This window comes from Streptomyces sp. NBC_01210, assembly GCF_036010325.1.
Classification (GTDB): domain Bacteria; phylum Actinomycetota; class Actinomycetes; order Streptomycetales; family Streptomycetaceae; genus Streptomyces.
The window spans coordinates 2,057,713-2,072,949 of the sequence record NZ_CP108549.1 but is presented as its reverse complement, the minus strand read 5'-3'; the positions used below and the strand labels follow the sequence as shown (position 1 = coordinate 2,072,949).

General features: G+C 69.3%; 10 protein-coding genes and 1 pseudogene. 9 read left to right on the top strand and 2 right to left on the bottom strand.

All coding sequences use genetic code 11. From position 1 onward, the window contains the following. Nucleotides 1-15 precede the first annotated feature (15 nt). The 5 genes and pseudogenes from OG735_RS09355 to OG735_RS09335 all read left to right on the top strand — a co-directional run bounded on the left by OG735_RS09355 (nt 16) and on the right by OG735_RS09335 (nt 4,927). Nucleotides 16-1,068: an LLM class flavin-dependent oxidoreductase gene (locus OG735_RS09355; protein ID WP_327322666.1), complete on the top strand. Its 1,053-nt coding sequence runs from the start codon at nt 16-18 to the stop codon at nt 1,066-1,068. Then, nucleotides 1,065-2,366 carry an NtaA/DmoA family FMN-dependent monooxygenase gene (locus tag OG735_RS09350; RefSeq protein WP_442812399.1) on the top strand — a complete coding sequence of 434 codons (1,302 nt, stop codon included), beginning with the start codon at nt 1,065-1,067 and terminating at the stop codon, nt 2,364-2,366. The genes OG735_RS09355 and OG735_RS09350 overlap by 4 nt, the downstream gene beginning before the upstream one ends. A 4-nt stretch (nt 2,367-2,370) precedes the next feature. Beyond that, a pseudogene (locus tag OG735_RS09345) lies at nt 2,371-3,174 on the top strand (DUF1684 domain-containing protein). A 244-nt stretch (nt 3,175-3,418) separates the two neighbouring features. Continuing rightward, nucleotides 3,419-4,318 (top strand): S1 family peptidase, encoded by a 900-nt coding sequence (locus tag OG735_RS09340; RefSeq protein WP_327322665.1) that lies wholly within the window; start codon nt 3,419-3,421, stop codon nt 4,316-4,318. A gap of 129 nt (nt 4,319-4,447) precedes the next feature. Further along, nucleotides 4,448-4,927 carry a hypothetical protein gene (locus OG735_RS09335; RefSeq protein WP_327322664.1) on the top strand — a complete coding sequence of 160 codons (480 nt, stop codon included), beginning with the start codon at nt 4,448-4,450 and terminating at the stop codon, nt 4,925-4,927. Nucleotides 4,928-4,934: 7 nt separating this feature from the next. Here OG735_RS09335 and OG735_RS09330 read toward each other — a convergent pair whose 3' ends face one another. Further along, on the bottom strand, nt 4,935-5,837 hold the full coding sequence (locus OG735_RS09330) for a DUF4231 domain-containing protein (protein WP_327328253.1): 903 nt from the start codon (nt 5,835-5,837) through the stop codon (nt 4,935-4,937). Between the two features lie 244 nt (nt 5,838-6,081). Here OG735_RS09330 and fxsA point away from each other — a divergent pair, with 244 nt between their 5' ends. From fxsA to fxsT, 4 genes are all read left to right on the top strand, one after another. Further along, on the top strand, nt 6,082-6,246 hold the full coding sequence (gene fxsA, locus OG735_RS09325) for an FxSxx-COOH cyclophane-containing RiPP peptide (protein WP_327322663.1): 165 nt from the start codon (nt 6,082-6,084) through the stop codon (nt 6,244-6,246). Nucleotides 6,247-6,255: 9 nt separating this feature from the next. Continuing rightward, nucleotides 6,256-8,463 carry a radical SAM/SPASM protein FxsBH, inactivated beta-hydroxylase extension form gene (gene fxsBH, locus OG735_RS09320; RefSeq protein ID WP_327322662.1) on the top strand — a complete coding sequence of 736 codons (2,208 nt, stop codon included), beginning with the start codon at nt 6,256-6,258 and terminating at the stop codon, nt 8,461-8,463. 511 nt (nt 8,464-8,974) lie between these two features. Further along, on the top strand, nt 8,975-10,309 hold the full coding sequence (locus OG735_RS09315) for a TIR-like protein FxsC (RefSeq protein ID WP_327322661.1): 1,335 nt from the start codon (nt 8,975-8,977) through the stop codon (nt 10,307-10,309). Next, nucleotides 10,293-14,234, top strand: a complete 3,942-nt coding sequence (gene fxsT, locus OG735_RS09310) for an FxSxx-COOH system tetratricopeptide repeat protein (RefSeq protein ID WP_327322660.1) — start codon at nt 10,293-10,295, stop codon at nt 14,232-14,234. The genes OG735_RS09315 and fxsT overlap by 17 nt, the downstream gene beginning before the upstream one ends. A gap of 78 nt (nt 14,235-14,312) precedes the next feature. Here fxsT and OG735_RS09305 read toward each other — a convergent pair whose 3' ends face one another. Beyond that, on the bottom strand, nt 14,313-15,167 hold the full coding sequence (locus OG735_RS09305) for an alpha/beta fold hydrolase (RefSeq protein WP_327322659.1): 855 nt from the start codon (nt 15,165-15,167) through the stop codon (nt 14,313-14,315). Nucleotides 15,168-15,237: the final 70 nt, after the last annotated feature.

Below are 15,237 nucleotides of genomic sequence, written 5' to 3'. Positions count from 1 at the left end.
GAGGCATTCATCGCCATGTCCCCCACCAGGCCCCTCCATCTGGCCGTCGCCCTCGACGGCCCGGCCCGGTACGACGCCGAGTACTACGCCGGGCTCGCCCGGCTCGCCGAGCAGGGCGCCCTCGACTTCGTCACCCTCGGCGACTCCTTCGCCCGGCCGGGGCTCGACGCCCTCGCGGTGCTGTCGAGGGTCGCGCCCACCACCGAACGGATCGGTCTCGTACCGACCGTGACCACCACGCACACCGAGCCCTTCCATGTGTCCACGGCCGTGGCCACCCTCGACTGGGTGAGCCGCGGCCGCGCGGGCTGGCAGGTCGATGTGTCGACCACCGAGGCCGAGGCCCGGCTCTTCGGCCGTCGTCCGGCCACGCCCGGCGACGCGCTGTGGCGGGAGGCCGGCGAGGTCGCCGATGTCGCCGCCCGGCTGTGGGACAGCTGGGAGGACGACGCGGAGATCCGCGATATATCGACAGGGCGCTTCATCGACCGCGACAAGCTCCACCGTGTCGACTTCCAAGGCGGCACGTTCAGTGTGCGCGGCCCCTCGATCGTGCCGAGGCCGCCGCAGGGCCGTCCCGTCACGGTCGCGGACGGCACGGGGGAGCCGGGCCGGGACGCGGCCGCCCGGCACGCCGACGTCGTTCTCGTACGGGCGGACGCACCCGAGCAGGCCGCCGCGCTCCGCGACGACATACGCCGGCGCGCCGAGGCGCAGGGCCGTGACCCGGACACGCTGCGCGTCCTGGTCTCGCTCGTCGTCGACCTGGGCGAGAGCGAGCCCGGACTGGACAGTGACCCTCGACTCGCCGGCGGTCCGCACTACAGCGGCGGCCCAGTCGACCTCGCCGAGCTGATCACCCAGTGGCACGCGGCGGCGGCGGTGGACGGCTTCCATCTGGCGCCCATCGCACCCCACCGGGACCTGGAGCGGATCGTCAACGGCACGGTCGCGCTGCTCCAGCACCGCAGCCTGTTCCGCACGTTCTATCCGGGCGGCACGCTCCGTGAGCATCTCGGTCTCGCCCGCCCGGCCAACCAGTACGCCCTCTCGGGGGGAACCTCATGACCGCCGAACGCAAACAGATGCATCTCGCCGCCCACTTCCCGGGCGTCAACAGCACCACCGTCTGGGCCGACCCGCGCTCGAAGAGCCAGATCGACTTCTCCTCCTTCGAGCATCTCGCCCGCACCGCCGAGCGTGGACTCTTCGATTTCTTCTTCCTCGCCGAGGGGCTGCGGCTGCGCGAGCACAAGGGCGAGATCCACGATCTGGACGTGGTCGGCCGACCCGAGTCCCTCACGGTGCTCAATGCCCTGGCGGCCGTCACCGAACGGCTCGGCCTCGCAGCCACCGTCAACGCCACCTTCAACGAGCCGTACGAACTGGCTCGCCGACTCGCCTCCCTGGACCATCTCAGCGGCGGCCGGGCCGCCTGGAACGTTGTCACCTCCTCCGACGCCTTCACCGGGGAGAACTTCCGCCGCGGCGGCTATCTCGACCGGGCCGACCGCTACACCCGCGCCGCCGAGTTCGTCTCCGTCGCCCGTACGCTCTGGGACTCCTGGACGCCTGACGGGACGCCCCGTCCCTTCGCACACTCAGGTCAACACTTCGCGATCGAGGGCGAGTTCACCGTTCCCCGGTCACCGCAGGGCCACCCCGTGGTCATCCAGGCGGGCGACTCCGACGAGGGCCGGGAGTTCGCCGCATCCACCGCGGACGTGATCTTCACCAGGCACGGCACGCTGGAGGCGGGCCGCGCCTTCTACGCCGACGTCAAGGCCCGGCTCGCCGCGTACGGACGGGAGCCCGGCGACCTCAAGATCATGCCCGGGGTCAGCTTCGTCCTCGGCGACACGGACGCCGAGGCGCAGGAGCGGGCCGCGGAGATCCGCCGCCGGCAGATCTCGCCGCAGAACGCGATCCTCGCCCTTGAGCTGGTCTGGGGCCGCGACCTCTCCTCGTACGACCCCGAAGGGCCGCTCCCCGACATCGATCCCGATCCTGACTCGGTGCTCGTCCAGGGCCGGGTCAAGGCCGGCGACCCGTTCGCGATCGCCGCCAAGTGGCGTGCGCTGTCGGAGGCCAAGGGCCTGTCCATACGGCAGACCGTCATCGAGACGACCAGCCGGCAGTCCTTCATCGGCACCGCGAGGAGCGTCGCCGCCGCGCTGGAGGAGTTCGTGTCGAAGGACGCGGCCGACGGCTTCATCCTCGTCCCCCATCTCACCCCCGGCGGCCTCGACGACTTCGTCGACCAGGTGGTACCGCTCCTCCAGGAGCGCGGGGTCTTCCGTGCGGAGTACACCGGCTCGACGCTGCGATCGCACCTCGGCCTCGCCGAGCCGGTGTGGAAGGGTTGATCGTATGAGCAAGGACGCACACGCAGCCAAAGACCAGCGGAACTGGCAGAACTGGCACGAACAGCGTGCCGCCACGGTCGCGGCCCGGTACGGACCGCTCTCGCTCACCGGTACCCACTGGTTCTCCGACTACCCGGAAGGTCGAATTCCGGCCGTCCCCGGGAGCTGGCGGGAGGACGGTGACGCGGTGGTGCTGACGGCCTCGGCCGAGGACGGTCTCACCGTGGACGACAAGCCCCTCACCGGCCCCGTCCGCCTCACCGCGGACCACGGACCGATCCCCGAATCCCGGGTCGCGCACGGCGAACGGCGACTGGTCGTACTGCGTCGCGAAGGTCTGTGGGCGGTACGGGACTTCGACCCGGACTCACCGGCGCGGCACGCCTTCCAGGGCGTCGAGGCGACGGCGTACGACGCCCGCTGGGCGCTGCCGGGACGCTTCCGTCCGTACAAGGAACACCGCAGCGTACGGGTCGAGAATGCCGACGGGCGTGAGCGCGGCCTCGGCCTCGGCGGCGAGATCGACTTCGAGCTCGACGGCGAGGAGCGCACGCTGCAGGTCGCGGTCGAGCCGGACGGCTCGCTCTGGGCGGTCTTCGCCGATGCGACCAGCGGAAACAGTAGTTACCGCTTCCGCTTTCTGTAGCCCTCCGCGCCGGCCGCCCACGGCACGGTGACCGTCGACTTCAACCGGTCCCTGCTGCCGCCGTGTGCCTTCGCGGACCACTTCATCTGCCCCTTCCCGCCCCCCGGGAACACCCTCGATACCGCCGTCCCGGCGGGCGAACGGAACCTTCGGAGTCACTGACCCGTCCTACGGGTCGGACATGTACGGCACAGCCCCGGTGGCCAACGAGCCACCGGGGCCGTCCGGCATGGGGGAGCGGAGAGGCCGAAAGGCGCCCTTGCGCGGGAAGTTGACGCACCGAATACTCCCGAACAGCGCTTGTCAGGAGCACAGTCTGTCCGAAAAGCGAACGTGCTCCCTGGCTGCGCCTCACGGGCCCGGAACCCCACAAAGGGCCCCCGATTCCCCTCGGGAGGAACGACAAGTGAGGATCAAGCGCACCATCCCCCGCAGTGGCACGGCGAGACGCATGCGTCTGCTCGCCGTCACCACTGGCCTGATCGCCGCCGCAGCGCTGGCTGTCCCCGCCGCCAGCGCCAACCCTGCACAGACCTTCAGCGCCAACCAGCTCACCGCCGCGAGCGACGCCGTACTCGACGCGGATGTGGCAGGCACCGCCTGGCTCATCGACAAGGCGACCAACACCCTGGTCGTCACGGCCGACAGCACCGTCTCGAAGGCCGAAATAACAAAGATCAAGCAGGAAGCCGGGGCCAACGCAGGCGCGATACGCATCGAGCGCACCGCCGGCACGTTCTCCAAGCTCATCTCCGGCGGCGACGCCATCTACGCCACCAGCTGGCGCTGCTCGCTCGGCTTCAACGTCCGCAGCGGCAGCACCTACTACTTCCTGACCGCAGGCCACTGCACCGACGGCAACCCGCCCTGGTACACCAACTCCTCGCACTCCACGAGCATCGGTCCCACGGCCGGATCCAGCTTCCCGGGCAACGACTACGGCATCGTGAGGTACTCCAACACCTCGATCGCCCACCCGGGCACCGTCGGCAGCCAGGACATCACCAGCGCGGCCAACGCCACCGTCGGCATGTCCGTCTGTCGCCGCGGCTCCACCACGGGCATCCACTGCGGCAGCGTCACCGGCCTCAACGCCACGGTCAACTACGGCGGCGGTGACATCGTCTACGGCATGATCCGCACCAACGTCTGCGCCGAACCCGGCGACAGCGGCGGCTCGCTCTACTCCGGCAGCCGGGCCATCGGCCTGACCTCCGGCGGCAGCGGCAACTGCACCTCCGGCGGTACGACATTCTTCCAGCCGGTCACCGAGGCGCTGAGCGCCTACGGAGTCAGCGTCTACTGACGCACCACCACCGCAGCCGACAGCAGTCGAGCCCCCGTCCAATATCAGCGGACGGGGGCTCGACGTCGCTCTCCCTTTTGAGAGGATGTCAGAGCGGTCGGGCACCGGAACAACGGGGGTTGCGGATCAGTGAAACGCATTGGAGTGACCGGCCACAGAGGCATCCCGCCCGAGGCGCACGCCCATATCCGCGCCGGGATGCGCGCCGAGTTCTGCGGCCACGAGGGCTCAATGGAAGCACTCTCCAGTCTCGCGGCGGGCGCTGACCAGCTCTTCGCGGACATCGCTCTGGAATACGGCGCGGAACTGACCGTGGTGATCCCCAGTGGCGACTACGAAGCCGGTTTCACGGCCCCGGACGAACTCGCCAGGTACCGGGACCTCAGGGGCAGGGCGAGCCGGGAGGTCCAGCTGTCCTTCCCGCACTCCACGGACGAGGCCTACTACGCGGCCGGCGCCTATATCGCCGACAACTGCGACCGCCTGCTGGCGGTCTGGGACGGCCGCCCGGCCCGCGGTCTCGGCGGCACGGGCGACATCGTCCGCTACGCCCGACACCTCGGCAGGCCCGTGACGGTCATCTGGCGCGAGGGTGTCGAGCGCTACTGACCATCCCTCAACTCCGGTGTCTCACAAGCCAGTCGGTGTGCTGGGGCGAGACGATGCGCTCGGTCTCGTAGACCGCCGACGGCCACTCCACATCGCTGACCGAGGTCTCCATCGCCGTATGCATCGCCGCCAGGTCCTCCTCGACCAACGAGTGGGCGGCGATGAGGGGTTGATGGCGCCGGATCTCGCTCCAGGCCAGACAGGCGGCGGCCGCCGCCGACAACAGGCCCATCACATCGACGGATTCGGCGATCGAGAAGGTCCTCAGCAGCGCGAAAAAGAGTGCGAGCAGGGTGAGCAGCCCGATCGACGCGGACCAGAGCGCGGTGGCGCGGCGCGAGTTCTCCGTGCTCCGGTGGTACCAGTTGCGCTGTTCGATCAGCCGGTCCCTGACATAGGTCTCCTTGCGGATGCTGAACGTCTTCGCGTGCAGCCGCCGCATGGGTGTGGTGATCAGGTCCGCGGCGGCCACCTCGGCATCGCCGTGGCGCGGGTCCTGCCAGCCGACTTTGGCCAGCTCCCGCAGCCCTTCCTCCAGGCGCACGGCGAACAGCTCGTCCGCATCGGTGGAGTGGGAGTCGAAGGGCGCTCCATGGACGGCGTACCGCCAGCACATCGACTTGATGAACTCCGCTGCGGAGCGGTTGAGTTGCCAGTGCGACTTTGCTCTGCGCCGGGAGGTGCGATAGCCCAGCGCGAGCACCCCGGCATAGGCCAACGTGCTGAGTGCGCCCGCGAGTTGGAAGGTGTCACCGAGCCTCAGTGAGGACGGCAGCGTGGCCAGGGCGGCGCCCACGACCAGGAGCAGCAGCTGGGAGCGGGTGGAGCCGACGGCCTCGCGCTGGTGCGAGATCGCGATGCTGTCCGTGCGATGGAAGAGAACCGGCAGATCAGTGTTACGAAAGACCATGCTGTGCAGTGGGCCGGATAATTCGGTCACGCGCACTCCCGTCTGCAGTTTTGCCTTCACTCTTTAGGCGGAATGGCTTGTTCCGTACTGTCCTGCGAGAATGCGCCACAACTCTTTTGTTCCGTCTCCATGTGCTGAGTTGCTGCGGGTGGCCATGAGAGTAAAGTCGTGCCGCCGGCATCGCAACGGTGCGTGGTATCTGTGCTGGACACAACGCTGGACACAACATCAAGGACGGCCCCTCATGAAGTTTCAGACCTCAGCGTCCTTCGCCGCTGCGAAGAAGAATCGCGTCCCGTTGGCTCAGATCGATCTCCGTGGCGCCGTTGCCGCCAGGAAGCTTGCCCGGGTGCTCCCCGTCTCGGTCGACGTCACTCGGCGTGCGTCCACGTTCAACTCGGCGCTCTAGACTGGCGGAATGACTGGACCCCTGGTCCCATTCCGCGAGATCGTATTGAAGGTCCACAGCAGATGTGATCTTGCATGTGACCACTGTTATATCTACGAACACGCTGATCAGAGCTGGCGCACTCGCCCGAAGGCAATCTCTGACGAAGCGATTTCCTGGACAGCTCTGCGACTGGCCGAGCATGCCAAGAGTCATGCCCTGCCCTCCGTGTCAGTGATCCTGCACGGAGGGGAGCCTCTTCTGGCAGGGCCCGCACGGCTACGACACATCTGCGAGGAGCTCACCAAGGCCCTCGACGGAATCGCCGAACTCGATCTTCGTATCCATACGAACGGCCTCCAGCTCAGCCCCCGCTACCTCGACCTCTTCAGCGAGTACGACGTCAAGGTCGGGATCTCCCTCGACGGCGACCGGAGCGCGAACGACCGCCATCGCCGCTTCGCGGACGGCCGCACCAGCCATCCCCTGGTCCTCAGAGCTGTCGACCTGCTCCGCCAGGAGCGCTACCGCCACCTCTATCTCGGTCTCCTCTGCACCATTGACGTGGCCAACGATCCGATCGCGGTGTATGACGCGCTCACCGAGCTGGAACCGCCGCGTATCGACTTTCTGCTGCCGCACGCCACCTGGGACGCCCCGCCGGCCCGCCCGGACGGCTCGGCCACCGCCTACGCCGACTGGCTCCTGGCCGTCTTCGACCGCTGGGACGAGCAGGGCCGCAGCATTCCGGTACGGCTCTTCGCATCGGTGCTCTCCACCCTCGACGGCGGCCCCAGCCTCACCGAATCCCTCGGCCTTGCGCCCACCGACCTCGTCGTCGTCGAGACCGACGGCAGCCTGGAGCAGGTCGACTCCCTCAAGAGCGCCTACGAGGGCGCCGCAGCCACCGGATTCGATGTGTATGCCCACCCTTTCGACGAGGTCGCGGCCCACCCCGGAATCAGAGCACGCCAGCAGGGACTCGCCGGAGTGAGCGAGACCTGCCACCGGTGCCCGGTCGTACGGTCCTGCGGCGGCGGGCTCTACACCCACCGCTACAGCTCGCGGAACGACTTCGACAACACCTCCGTGTACTGCGGCGATCTCGAGGCGCTGATCCGCGGTATCGAACAGCGCACCGCCGCCGCGACCGTGTCCGCCGCGGTCACGGACCCCGGCGTACTCATGGCCGAGCACCAGGACGTGACCCGCACCCTGCTCGCCGACGTCCACCTGGAGCTCGACGGACAGGGCGGCGAGGCCTGGGACGAGGCCTGGGAGTTGGCGTCCGCCCTGGAGGGGCGCTCCGACGCGCTCGACGTGGTGCTCGGCCATCCCTACACCTACACCTGGCTGCAGGACACTCTGGCCGCCCTGCGCGAGGAGCGGCCGGAGGCGGCCGGGCTCGCGCTCCGGCTGCCGTCCTACCTCGCCGCCGCGGTCGTACGAGCCGGGCTCGAGGTACCCGTCCGGGCGCCGTACCGGAACGGCAGGCTCTGGCTCCCCACACTCGGCGAGCTGCGGCTGACGGGCCTCGGGGAGCACGGCGAGGCCGAGGTGCGCGCGGCCGAGAAGGGGTTCCTGATACACGTGGACGGCCGCGAGCCGTGGCACGTAGGTGCCGATGAGGACTGCGGCGACTGGCGGCCCGTGCGCAGGCTCGGCGGCGACGGGGTGCCCGCGCTGCGGCTCGACGACATCGACCCGTACCGGGACTGCTTCGGCTTACCCGTGCGGGAGCGGCTCGGCTCCCGTGAAGCGGACGGCTGGAGCAGGCGGCTGGCCGAGGCCTGGCAGCTGCTGCGGCAGACCGTACCCGCACAGGCCGCGGAGGCCGCCGACTGTCTGACGACCCTGACACCGCTGGTCTCGGGTGAGGCGTCGGTGCGCCGGCACGGCTATGGAGCGCTCGGGATCGCGGTGCCCGGCACGCCCGAGGAGCTGGCAACCGCGCTGCTGCGCGGTTTCAGGCGGGCCAAACTGCAGGCACTGGTCGAGGTCACCGATCTCTACGCGCAGGACGGCTGGTGGACCCACCGGGCGCCCTGGCGGGAGACCCCGATGCCCCTCTCCGAGCTGCTGGCCGGAGCGTACGAACGTGTGGGCCTCGCGGCCTTCGAACCGGCCGGAGCCGAGCAGGCCAGGCCCGCGCTGGAAACCCTGGCGCGCGCGGCCGAACTGACCGTCAGCGGCCGGCGCCTGCTGGACGAGCTGTGGAAAGAGTCGGACTGTGGCTGAGCCCGGGCGGACACGCCGGCCGGCCGTCACCCCGGTGCCGTGATGACACCCGAGCAGGCGGCGGCCTTCCGGGCGGACCTGCCGGTCATCGACGCCGCCGGATCCACGGCTGTCGGATGGGCCGGTTGGCCGAGTCCCTGCGGAGCGCCGAGGGGCCGGGTGGATTTCGCCGCCGCACTGCATTCCATCTCGCCGAATACCGGACCGGAGCATGCCCGCGCACCTACCGTTGTGTGGTGCAGCGACCGGGTGGGGACAATCAATGGGCCGAGTGCAAGGCCGTCTTCTTCTGGAAAAGGGAGCAGAAGGGACAACTGGGAGGAAGGCTCGCAAGGTTGTTCCCGATCAAGGAACGCGTCGGGCCGTGCGGAGAGCTGGATGACCGAAAAGCGGTGTTGATTGACCGAACATCGGGGGGATGGAGAGTGACCGGCTCCGGAATGATTAATTCGCTCGCAGCCTTAGGCGCTTGTGGGTCTGGGTGTGGGCGTTCACACAGGACGGGGGTCGTGTGTCAGATTCAGCGCAACGAGCGGCGGATCACCGGCCGTACTTCTTCTTGAGCTATGCGCACACACCGCGGTACGGGGCCGGCGGCCCGGACCCCGATATGTGGGTCGAACGGCTTTTCCGTGATCTGTGCGGCCATGTGATGGCCATGACCGATCTGCCGGCCGGTGCGCCCGCCGGGTTCATGGACCGGGAAATACGCTCGGGGGAGGGCTGGTCGGAGCGGCTGGGTGAAGTGCTGGCCACCTGCCGGGTGTTCGTCCCGCTCTTCTCACCGCGGTACTTCGCCAGCGAGATGTGCGGCAAGGAGTGGTACGCCTTCGCCCAGCGGGCCATCTACCACCATGCGAAGAGCAACCGGCCGGCGGAGGCGATCGTGCCCGCGCTGTGGGTGCCGATGCCGCCGGAGCAACTCCCGGGCCCCGCCGAGCGGTTGCAGTTCAACCATCGCGCCTTCGGTGACCGGTATGTCACCGACGGGCTCTACGGGCTGATCAAGTTACGGATATTCGCCGAGGAGTACGAGGCCGCCGTCTATGAACTCGCCAAACGCATCGTCAGCGTGGCGGACACTACGCGCGTCGGTTCCGGCAGCCCGGTCGACTACCGGCAGGCGCCCAGCGCCTTCGGCAAGCCCACCGGCGGCCCCCGCCCGATGCATGTGACCGTTGCCGCGCCCACCCGCCACGATCTGCCCGAGGGACGCGCCCCCGACTACTACGGCAAGCAGTCCCAGGAGTGGAATCCCTACCACCCGGACTCCGCACGGCCGTTGGCGTACATCGCCCAGGACCTGGTCCGCTCCCTCAACTACCAGGCGACCGTCTCCTCCTTCGACCACGAGACGCCACCCGACATCAGCCAGCCACCCACCCGGCCCGAGATACTTCTGGTCGACCGCTGGGCCCTGGAGGACGACGAACGGCGCGAACGGCTCGCCGCCTTCGACGCGGAGCCGCGCCCCTGGGTGAGCGTCGTCGTCCCCTGGAACCGCGACGACCCGCAGAGCCGGACATCGGAGGCCGAACTGGTCGAGAAGCTGGAACGGACCATGCCGCACCAGATGCGCCAGGGCCGGACCGCCTGCCGGGCGGCCGCCAAGGGCGTGCTCAGCATGGAGGCCTTCGGCCAGCTCCTGCCCCAGGTGGTGGAGGCGGCCGCCCAGGAGTATCTGCGGCACGCCGAGGTTTTCCCGCCGGTGCCACCGGCCGGCGCCGGTGCGCGCGAACGGCCCCGGCTGCGCGGCCCGATGGCCGAGTACGGCACCACCCACTACGTCCCGCACATGCATGACATCGCCCCTGATGCGGAGGACACGGATGACAGGCAGTCGTGACGGACGCATCGTCACCTTCTATTCGTACAAGGGAGGTACGGGCCGCACGATGGCCCTGGCCAACACCGCCTGGATTCTCGCCGCGAACGGCAAGCGGGTCCTGGCGGTCGACTGGGACCTGGAAGCGCCCGGCCTGCACCGCTTCTTCCACCCCTTCCTCGACCCCTCCACGCTCGGCGCCACCACCGGAGTCATCGATCTGATCACCGAGTACGCCTGGGCCGCGACCAGCCCCGAGCCGCGCCGCGACGACTGGCATCTCGACTACGCGCGCATACAGCCGCACGCCGTCTCCCTCACCCCCGAGAGCCTGGGCTGGGAGTTCCCGGACGGCGGCACGCTCGACTTCGTCTCCGCCGGGAAGCAGAACCGCGAGTACTCCGCGACCGTCTCCACCTTCGACTGGGACAACTTCTACGACCGGCTCGGCGGCGGCCACTTCTTCGACGCGCTGCGCGAGGACATGAAGGCCAACTACGACTACGTCCTCATCGACAGCCGTACCGGCCTCAGCGATATCGCCGACATCTGCACCGTCCATCTGCCCGACGTCCTGGTCGACTGCTTCACCCTCAGCGATCAGTCCATCGACGGCGCCGCCTCGGTGGCCCGGCAGATCGACGAGCGGTACGGCGGCCGCGGCATCAAGATCTTCCCGGTGCCGATGCGGATCGACGAGGGCGAGAAGGAGAAGGCGGACGCCGGACGCGCGCTGGCCAGGCTGAAGTTCGACCGCTTCCCCTCCGGGCTCAGCGGCGACGAACTGACCGCCTACTGGGGCGCGGTGGAGATTCCGTACCGGCCCTACTACGCCTACGAGGAGACGCTCGCCACCTTCGGCGACGAAGCCGGTCTGACCAACTCCCTGCTCTCCGCCTTCGAACGGCTGACCTCCGTCATCACCGAGCAGCGGATCACCTCCATGCCGCAGGTCGGCGAGGAGATCAGGCTCCGGATCAGGGACGCCTTCACCCGCCGCCGTCCCGCCCTGCCCGCCGACCTCTTCCTCAGCTATGTGGCGGAGAACCGCATGTGGGCCGACTGGGTCGAGTACATGCTCACCCGGGCCGGCTTCCGGGTCGTGCCACGCGATGTCTCCGTCGAACAGGAACCGGCCGACGCGGACGCACTCGCCGCCGAGAACGCCGCACGCACGGTCGTGCTGCTGTCCAGCGCGTATCTCAAGTCCGCCCGGGCGGTGGAGGTCTGGTCGCGGGCCGCGGCCGAGGACCCGAGCGGCGGCCGACGGCATCTGCTGCCGATCAGAGTCGGCGACGTCCGGCTCACCACCCCGTACATCGACCGCAACCCGGTGGACCTCTTCCGCCTGGACGAGGTGGCCGCCACCACCGCGCTGCTGCGCGCACTGGACCGGCCGGTGCAGCTTCCCGACAGCGCGTCGCCCGGACCGCGCTTCCCCGGCACCGTGCCGAAGATCTGGAACGCGCCGCCCCGCAACCCCGGCTTCACCGGACGCTCGGTGGTGCTGGAGCGGATGCGCGACCAGCTCGGCGGCGGCATGGCCGTGGCCGCGGTGCTGCCCCAGCCGCAGACCCTCTACGGGCTCGGCGGCGTCGGCAAGACCCAGGTGGCGCTGGAGTACGTCCACCGCTTCATGGCCGACTACGACCTGGTGTGGTGGATCTCCTCCGAGCAGCCCGACGACGTGGTCGCCGGACTCGCCGAACTCGCCGTCCGGCTCGGCGCCCAGGGTGGCGAGGACATGGCGGCCGCCTCGGAGGAGGCCATCGAACTGCTGCGGAACGGAGTGCCGTCCTCGCGCTGGCTGCTGGTCTTCGACAACGCCGACGACCCCGAGCAGCTCAAGCGGTTCTTCCCGCCGCAGGGGCCCGGGCACATCCTGGTCACCTCGAGGAATCAGGCCTGGTCGCAGTACGGGGACGCGCTGCCCGTCGATGTGTTCCTGCGCGAGGAGTCCATCGAACACCTCAGGCGGCGTGCCCGCGGACTGACCATCGAGGACGCCGACCAGGTCGCCACCGCCGTCGGCGACCTGCCGCTCGCCGTCGAGCAGGCCGCGGCGTGGATCGCGGAGACTGCCACACCCGTCGCCTCGTATCTCGAGCAGCTGAAGGAACAGGCCGCGAGCGTCCTCGCGCTCAACCAGCCCGCCGGATATCCCGAGCCGGTCGCCGCGACCTGGAACGTCTCCATCGAGCGGCTCAAGGAGCGCTCGCCCGCCGCGGTGCGTCTCCTCCAGCTCTGTGCGTTCTTCGCACCCGAGCCGATCTCCGCGAACCTCCTCTACAGCAAGGAGATGATCGACGCGCTCAAGCCGTACGACGCCTCGCTCCAGGAGAAGCTGGTGCTCGGGCGGGTCATCCGGGAGATCGGCCGGTTCGCCCTGGCCAAGGTCGACCAGGTCTCCAACAGCATCCAGGTGCACCGGCTGGTGCAGGCGGTCATCAGGGCTCAGCTGACCGAACAGGAGCAGCAGGACGCGCGGCACGCGGTCCACCGCATCCTCGCGGGCGCGCGGCCCGACGACGACGAGCCGATCGACAACCCCGAGACCTGGCCGAGGTTCGCCACCATCTGGCCGCACCTCGGCACCTCGGAGGCGCGGTTCTGCAAGGAGCCTGAGACCCGTCGGCTGATGATCGACCGTGTGCGCTATCTGTGGAAGCGCGGCGACTGGAACGCCGCCTACACGCTTGCCGGCGAACTGCGCGACACCTGGAAGGAGATGCTGGGCAACGACGATCTGCAGTATCTCTACCTGCGCTTCCATCTCTCCAACATCCTTCGCTCGCAAGGCCGTTATGTGGAGGCCAAGGAGCTGGACGAGGTGACCCTGGAGCGCCAGCAGGAGGTGCTGGGCCTGTCCCATCCGCATACGTACATGACCACCAGCGGGCTGGCGATGGACCTGGGCACCCTCGGCCAGTACGGCAGGGCGATGGAGCTGGCGACCGAGGCGCACGAGGGATTCAGCCAGATCTTCCACGAGTCCCATCCGCGTACGCTCGCGGCCGCCAACAACCTGGCGCTGAATCTGCGCATGGTCGGCCAGTACGCCAGGGCGCGCGAGATCGACCAGGAGGTCTTCGACCGGCGTACCGAGGTGCTCGGCCCGGAGCATCCGTACACCCTCTCCTCCGCCGTCAGCCTCGCCAGGGACCTGCGGGAGGTCGGACGGTACGAGGACTCGGTCTCGGTGCTCGTGCGTACGTACGACATCTACAAGGAGCAGCTCGGCCGGACCTTCCCGGGCACACTGGCGGCGGGCAAGAGCCTCGCCGTGTCGCTGCGCAGGGCCGGCCGTCTCGAGGACGCGCGGCGGCTGACCACGGCCACCCGCAACCGCTACCGCGCCAAGTACACCTCGGCCAACCCGGATTCGCTCGCCTGCGATCTGAATCTGGCGGCCGACCTGTTCGCGGCCGGGGAGCCGGTGGCGGCCAGGGATCTGGCGCAGGAGATCGTCGACCAGTACATGAAGGTGCCGGGGGAGCGGCATCCGTACACTCTCGCCGCCCTCAACAACCTCGGCATCTTCCACTGGGGCTGCGGCGCTCCGGAAGCCGCGGAACAACTGCTGCTGAAGGTGTCCAGGACGATGCGGGAGGTCCTCGGGGAATCCCATCCGCATGCGCTGTACAGCACCATCAACCTCGCCAACGCCCTCGCCGACCTGGGCGGTCTGGAGGAGGCGCTGGAGATCGAGCAGCGGACCGTGACCAGGCTGCGCGAGGTGCTGGGCGCGCACCATCCCGAGGTGCTCGGTATCGCCTCCAACATGTCCGTCACACTCGGCCTGCTGGGCCGCAAGGCCGAGGCGGCGCATCTGCGGGCGGAGACCGTGGAGGAGCTGCAGCGGCTGCTCGGCGAGGAGCATGCGCTGACCCGGATCGCACGCGACGAGCGCAGGGTGCACCGCGATCTGGAGCCGCTGGCGGTCTGAACCCGGGGCTCCGTCCAGGGCCCCGCTCCTCGAACTCCCCCCGGACCTGGTCCGGGGGGACCCGGCGGTGGCTGGAATTCAGTGGTCCAGCAGCCAGGTGAGGATCCGGGGCAGTGCGTGCAGGGCGTCGAAGTGCGCGGCGGTCGGTTCGAGGACGGCCGTCGCGCCCGGGATGCGCTCCGCGAGCCAGCGGGAGTGCCCCACGGGCGAGAAGACGTCCTTCTCCCCGTGCCAGAGCATCACCGGGCCCTTGATGTCGGCGGGGTCGAAGCCCCAGGGGCTGCAGAAGGCGAGCGCGTCGTCGACCCAGCCGTACGCGGAAGTGCGCAGCGCCTCCTGGTAGTTGCGGAGCAGCATGGACCTGACGCCTGCGTCCGACACCACCATCCGGTCGGACTCGGTCAGTTCCCTGCGCAGATCGTCGAGCAGCCGGATCGGGTCCTGCCTGATCTCGGCGGAGCGCAGGATGAACCGCTCGGTCATCCCTGCCGGGTCGTCCGACGCGCTGGTGTACTCCAGGACATTGGACGCGGCCATGCCCTCGAACCAGTCGAGTCCGTCGGCGTCCCTGGGCGCGAGCGTCACCAGAGCGGCGGTGCGGGTGACCCGCTCCGGCATCAGGGCCGCGCAGGCCAGCGCGTGTGGTGCGCCGCCCGAGCGGCCCACCACGGCGAACCGCTCCAGGCCGAGCTCGTCGGCGATCGCCCGTACGTCCTGGGCGACATCGGCGACGCTGCGGCCCGCCAGCCGGTCGGAACCGCCGTAGCCGGGGCGGTCGTACGCGATCAGCTGTGTACCGCGCTGGTACAGCACCATGCCGCGTGGGGCCGGGCCCAGCCGGCTGCCGGGTGTGCCGTGCAGCAGGAAGACCGGTCTGCCGCGCGGATCCCCCAGCCGTTCCACCATCAGATGCCGCCCGTCCGTCACGCGCATCCGACGTCGCACTCCCGCGCCCCCTTCGTCGTAAGTGCTCTGTGCAGGCATGGTGAGCCTGGCATTCCCC

Bases quoted from the DNA above. Each gene is read 5' to 3' on its own strand.
- OG735_RS09305 (WP_327322659.1), bottom strand. From the start codon at position 15,167: ATGCGCGTGACGGACGGGCGGCATCTGATGGTGGAACGGCTGGGGGAT.
- fxsA (WP_327322663.1), top strand. From the start codon at position 6,082: ATGAAGTTTCAGACCTCAGCGTCCTTCGCCGCTGCGAAGAAGAATCGC.
- OG735_RS09355 (WP_327322666.1), top strand. From the start codon at position 16: ATGTCCCCCACCAGGCCCCTCCATCTGGCCGTCGCCCTCGACGGCCCG.
- fxsBH (WP_327322662.1), top strand. From the start codon at position 6,256: ATGACTGGACCCCTGGTCCCATTCCGCGAGATCGTATTGAAGGTCCAC.
- fxsT (WP_327322660.1), top strand. From the start codon at position 10,293: ATGACAGGCAGTCGTGACGGACGCATCGTCACCTTCTATTCGTACAAG.
- OG735_RS09330 (WP_327328253.1), bottom strand. From the start codon at position 5,837: ATGGTCTTTCGTAACACTGATCTGCCGGTTCTCTTCCATCGCACGGAC.
- OG735_RS09350 (WP_442812399.1), top strand. From the start codon at position 1,065: ATGACCGCCGAACGCAAACAGATGCATCTCGCCGCCCACTTCCCGGGC.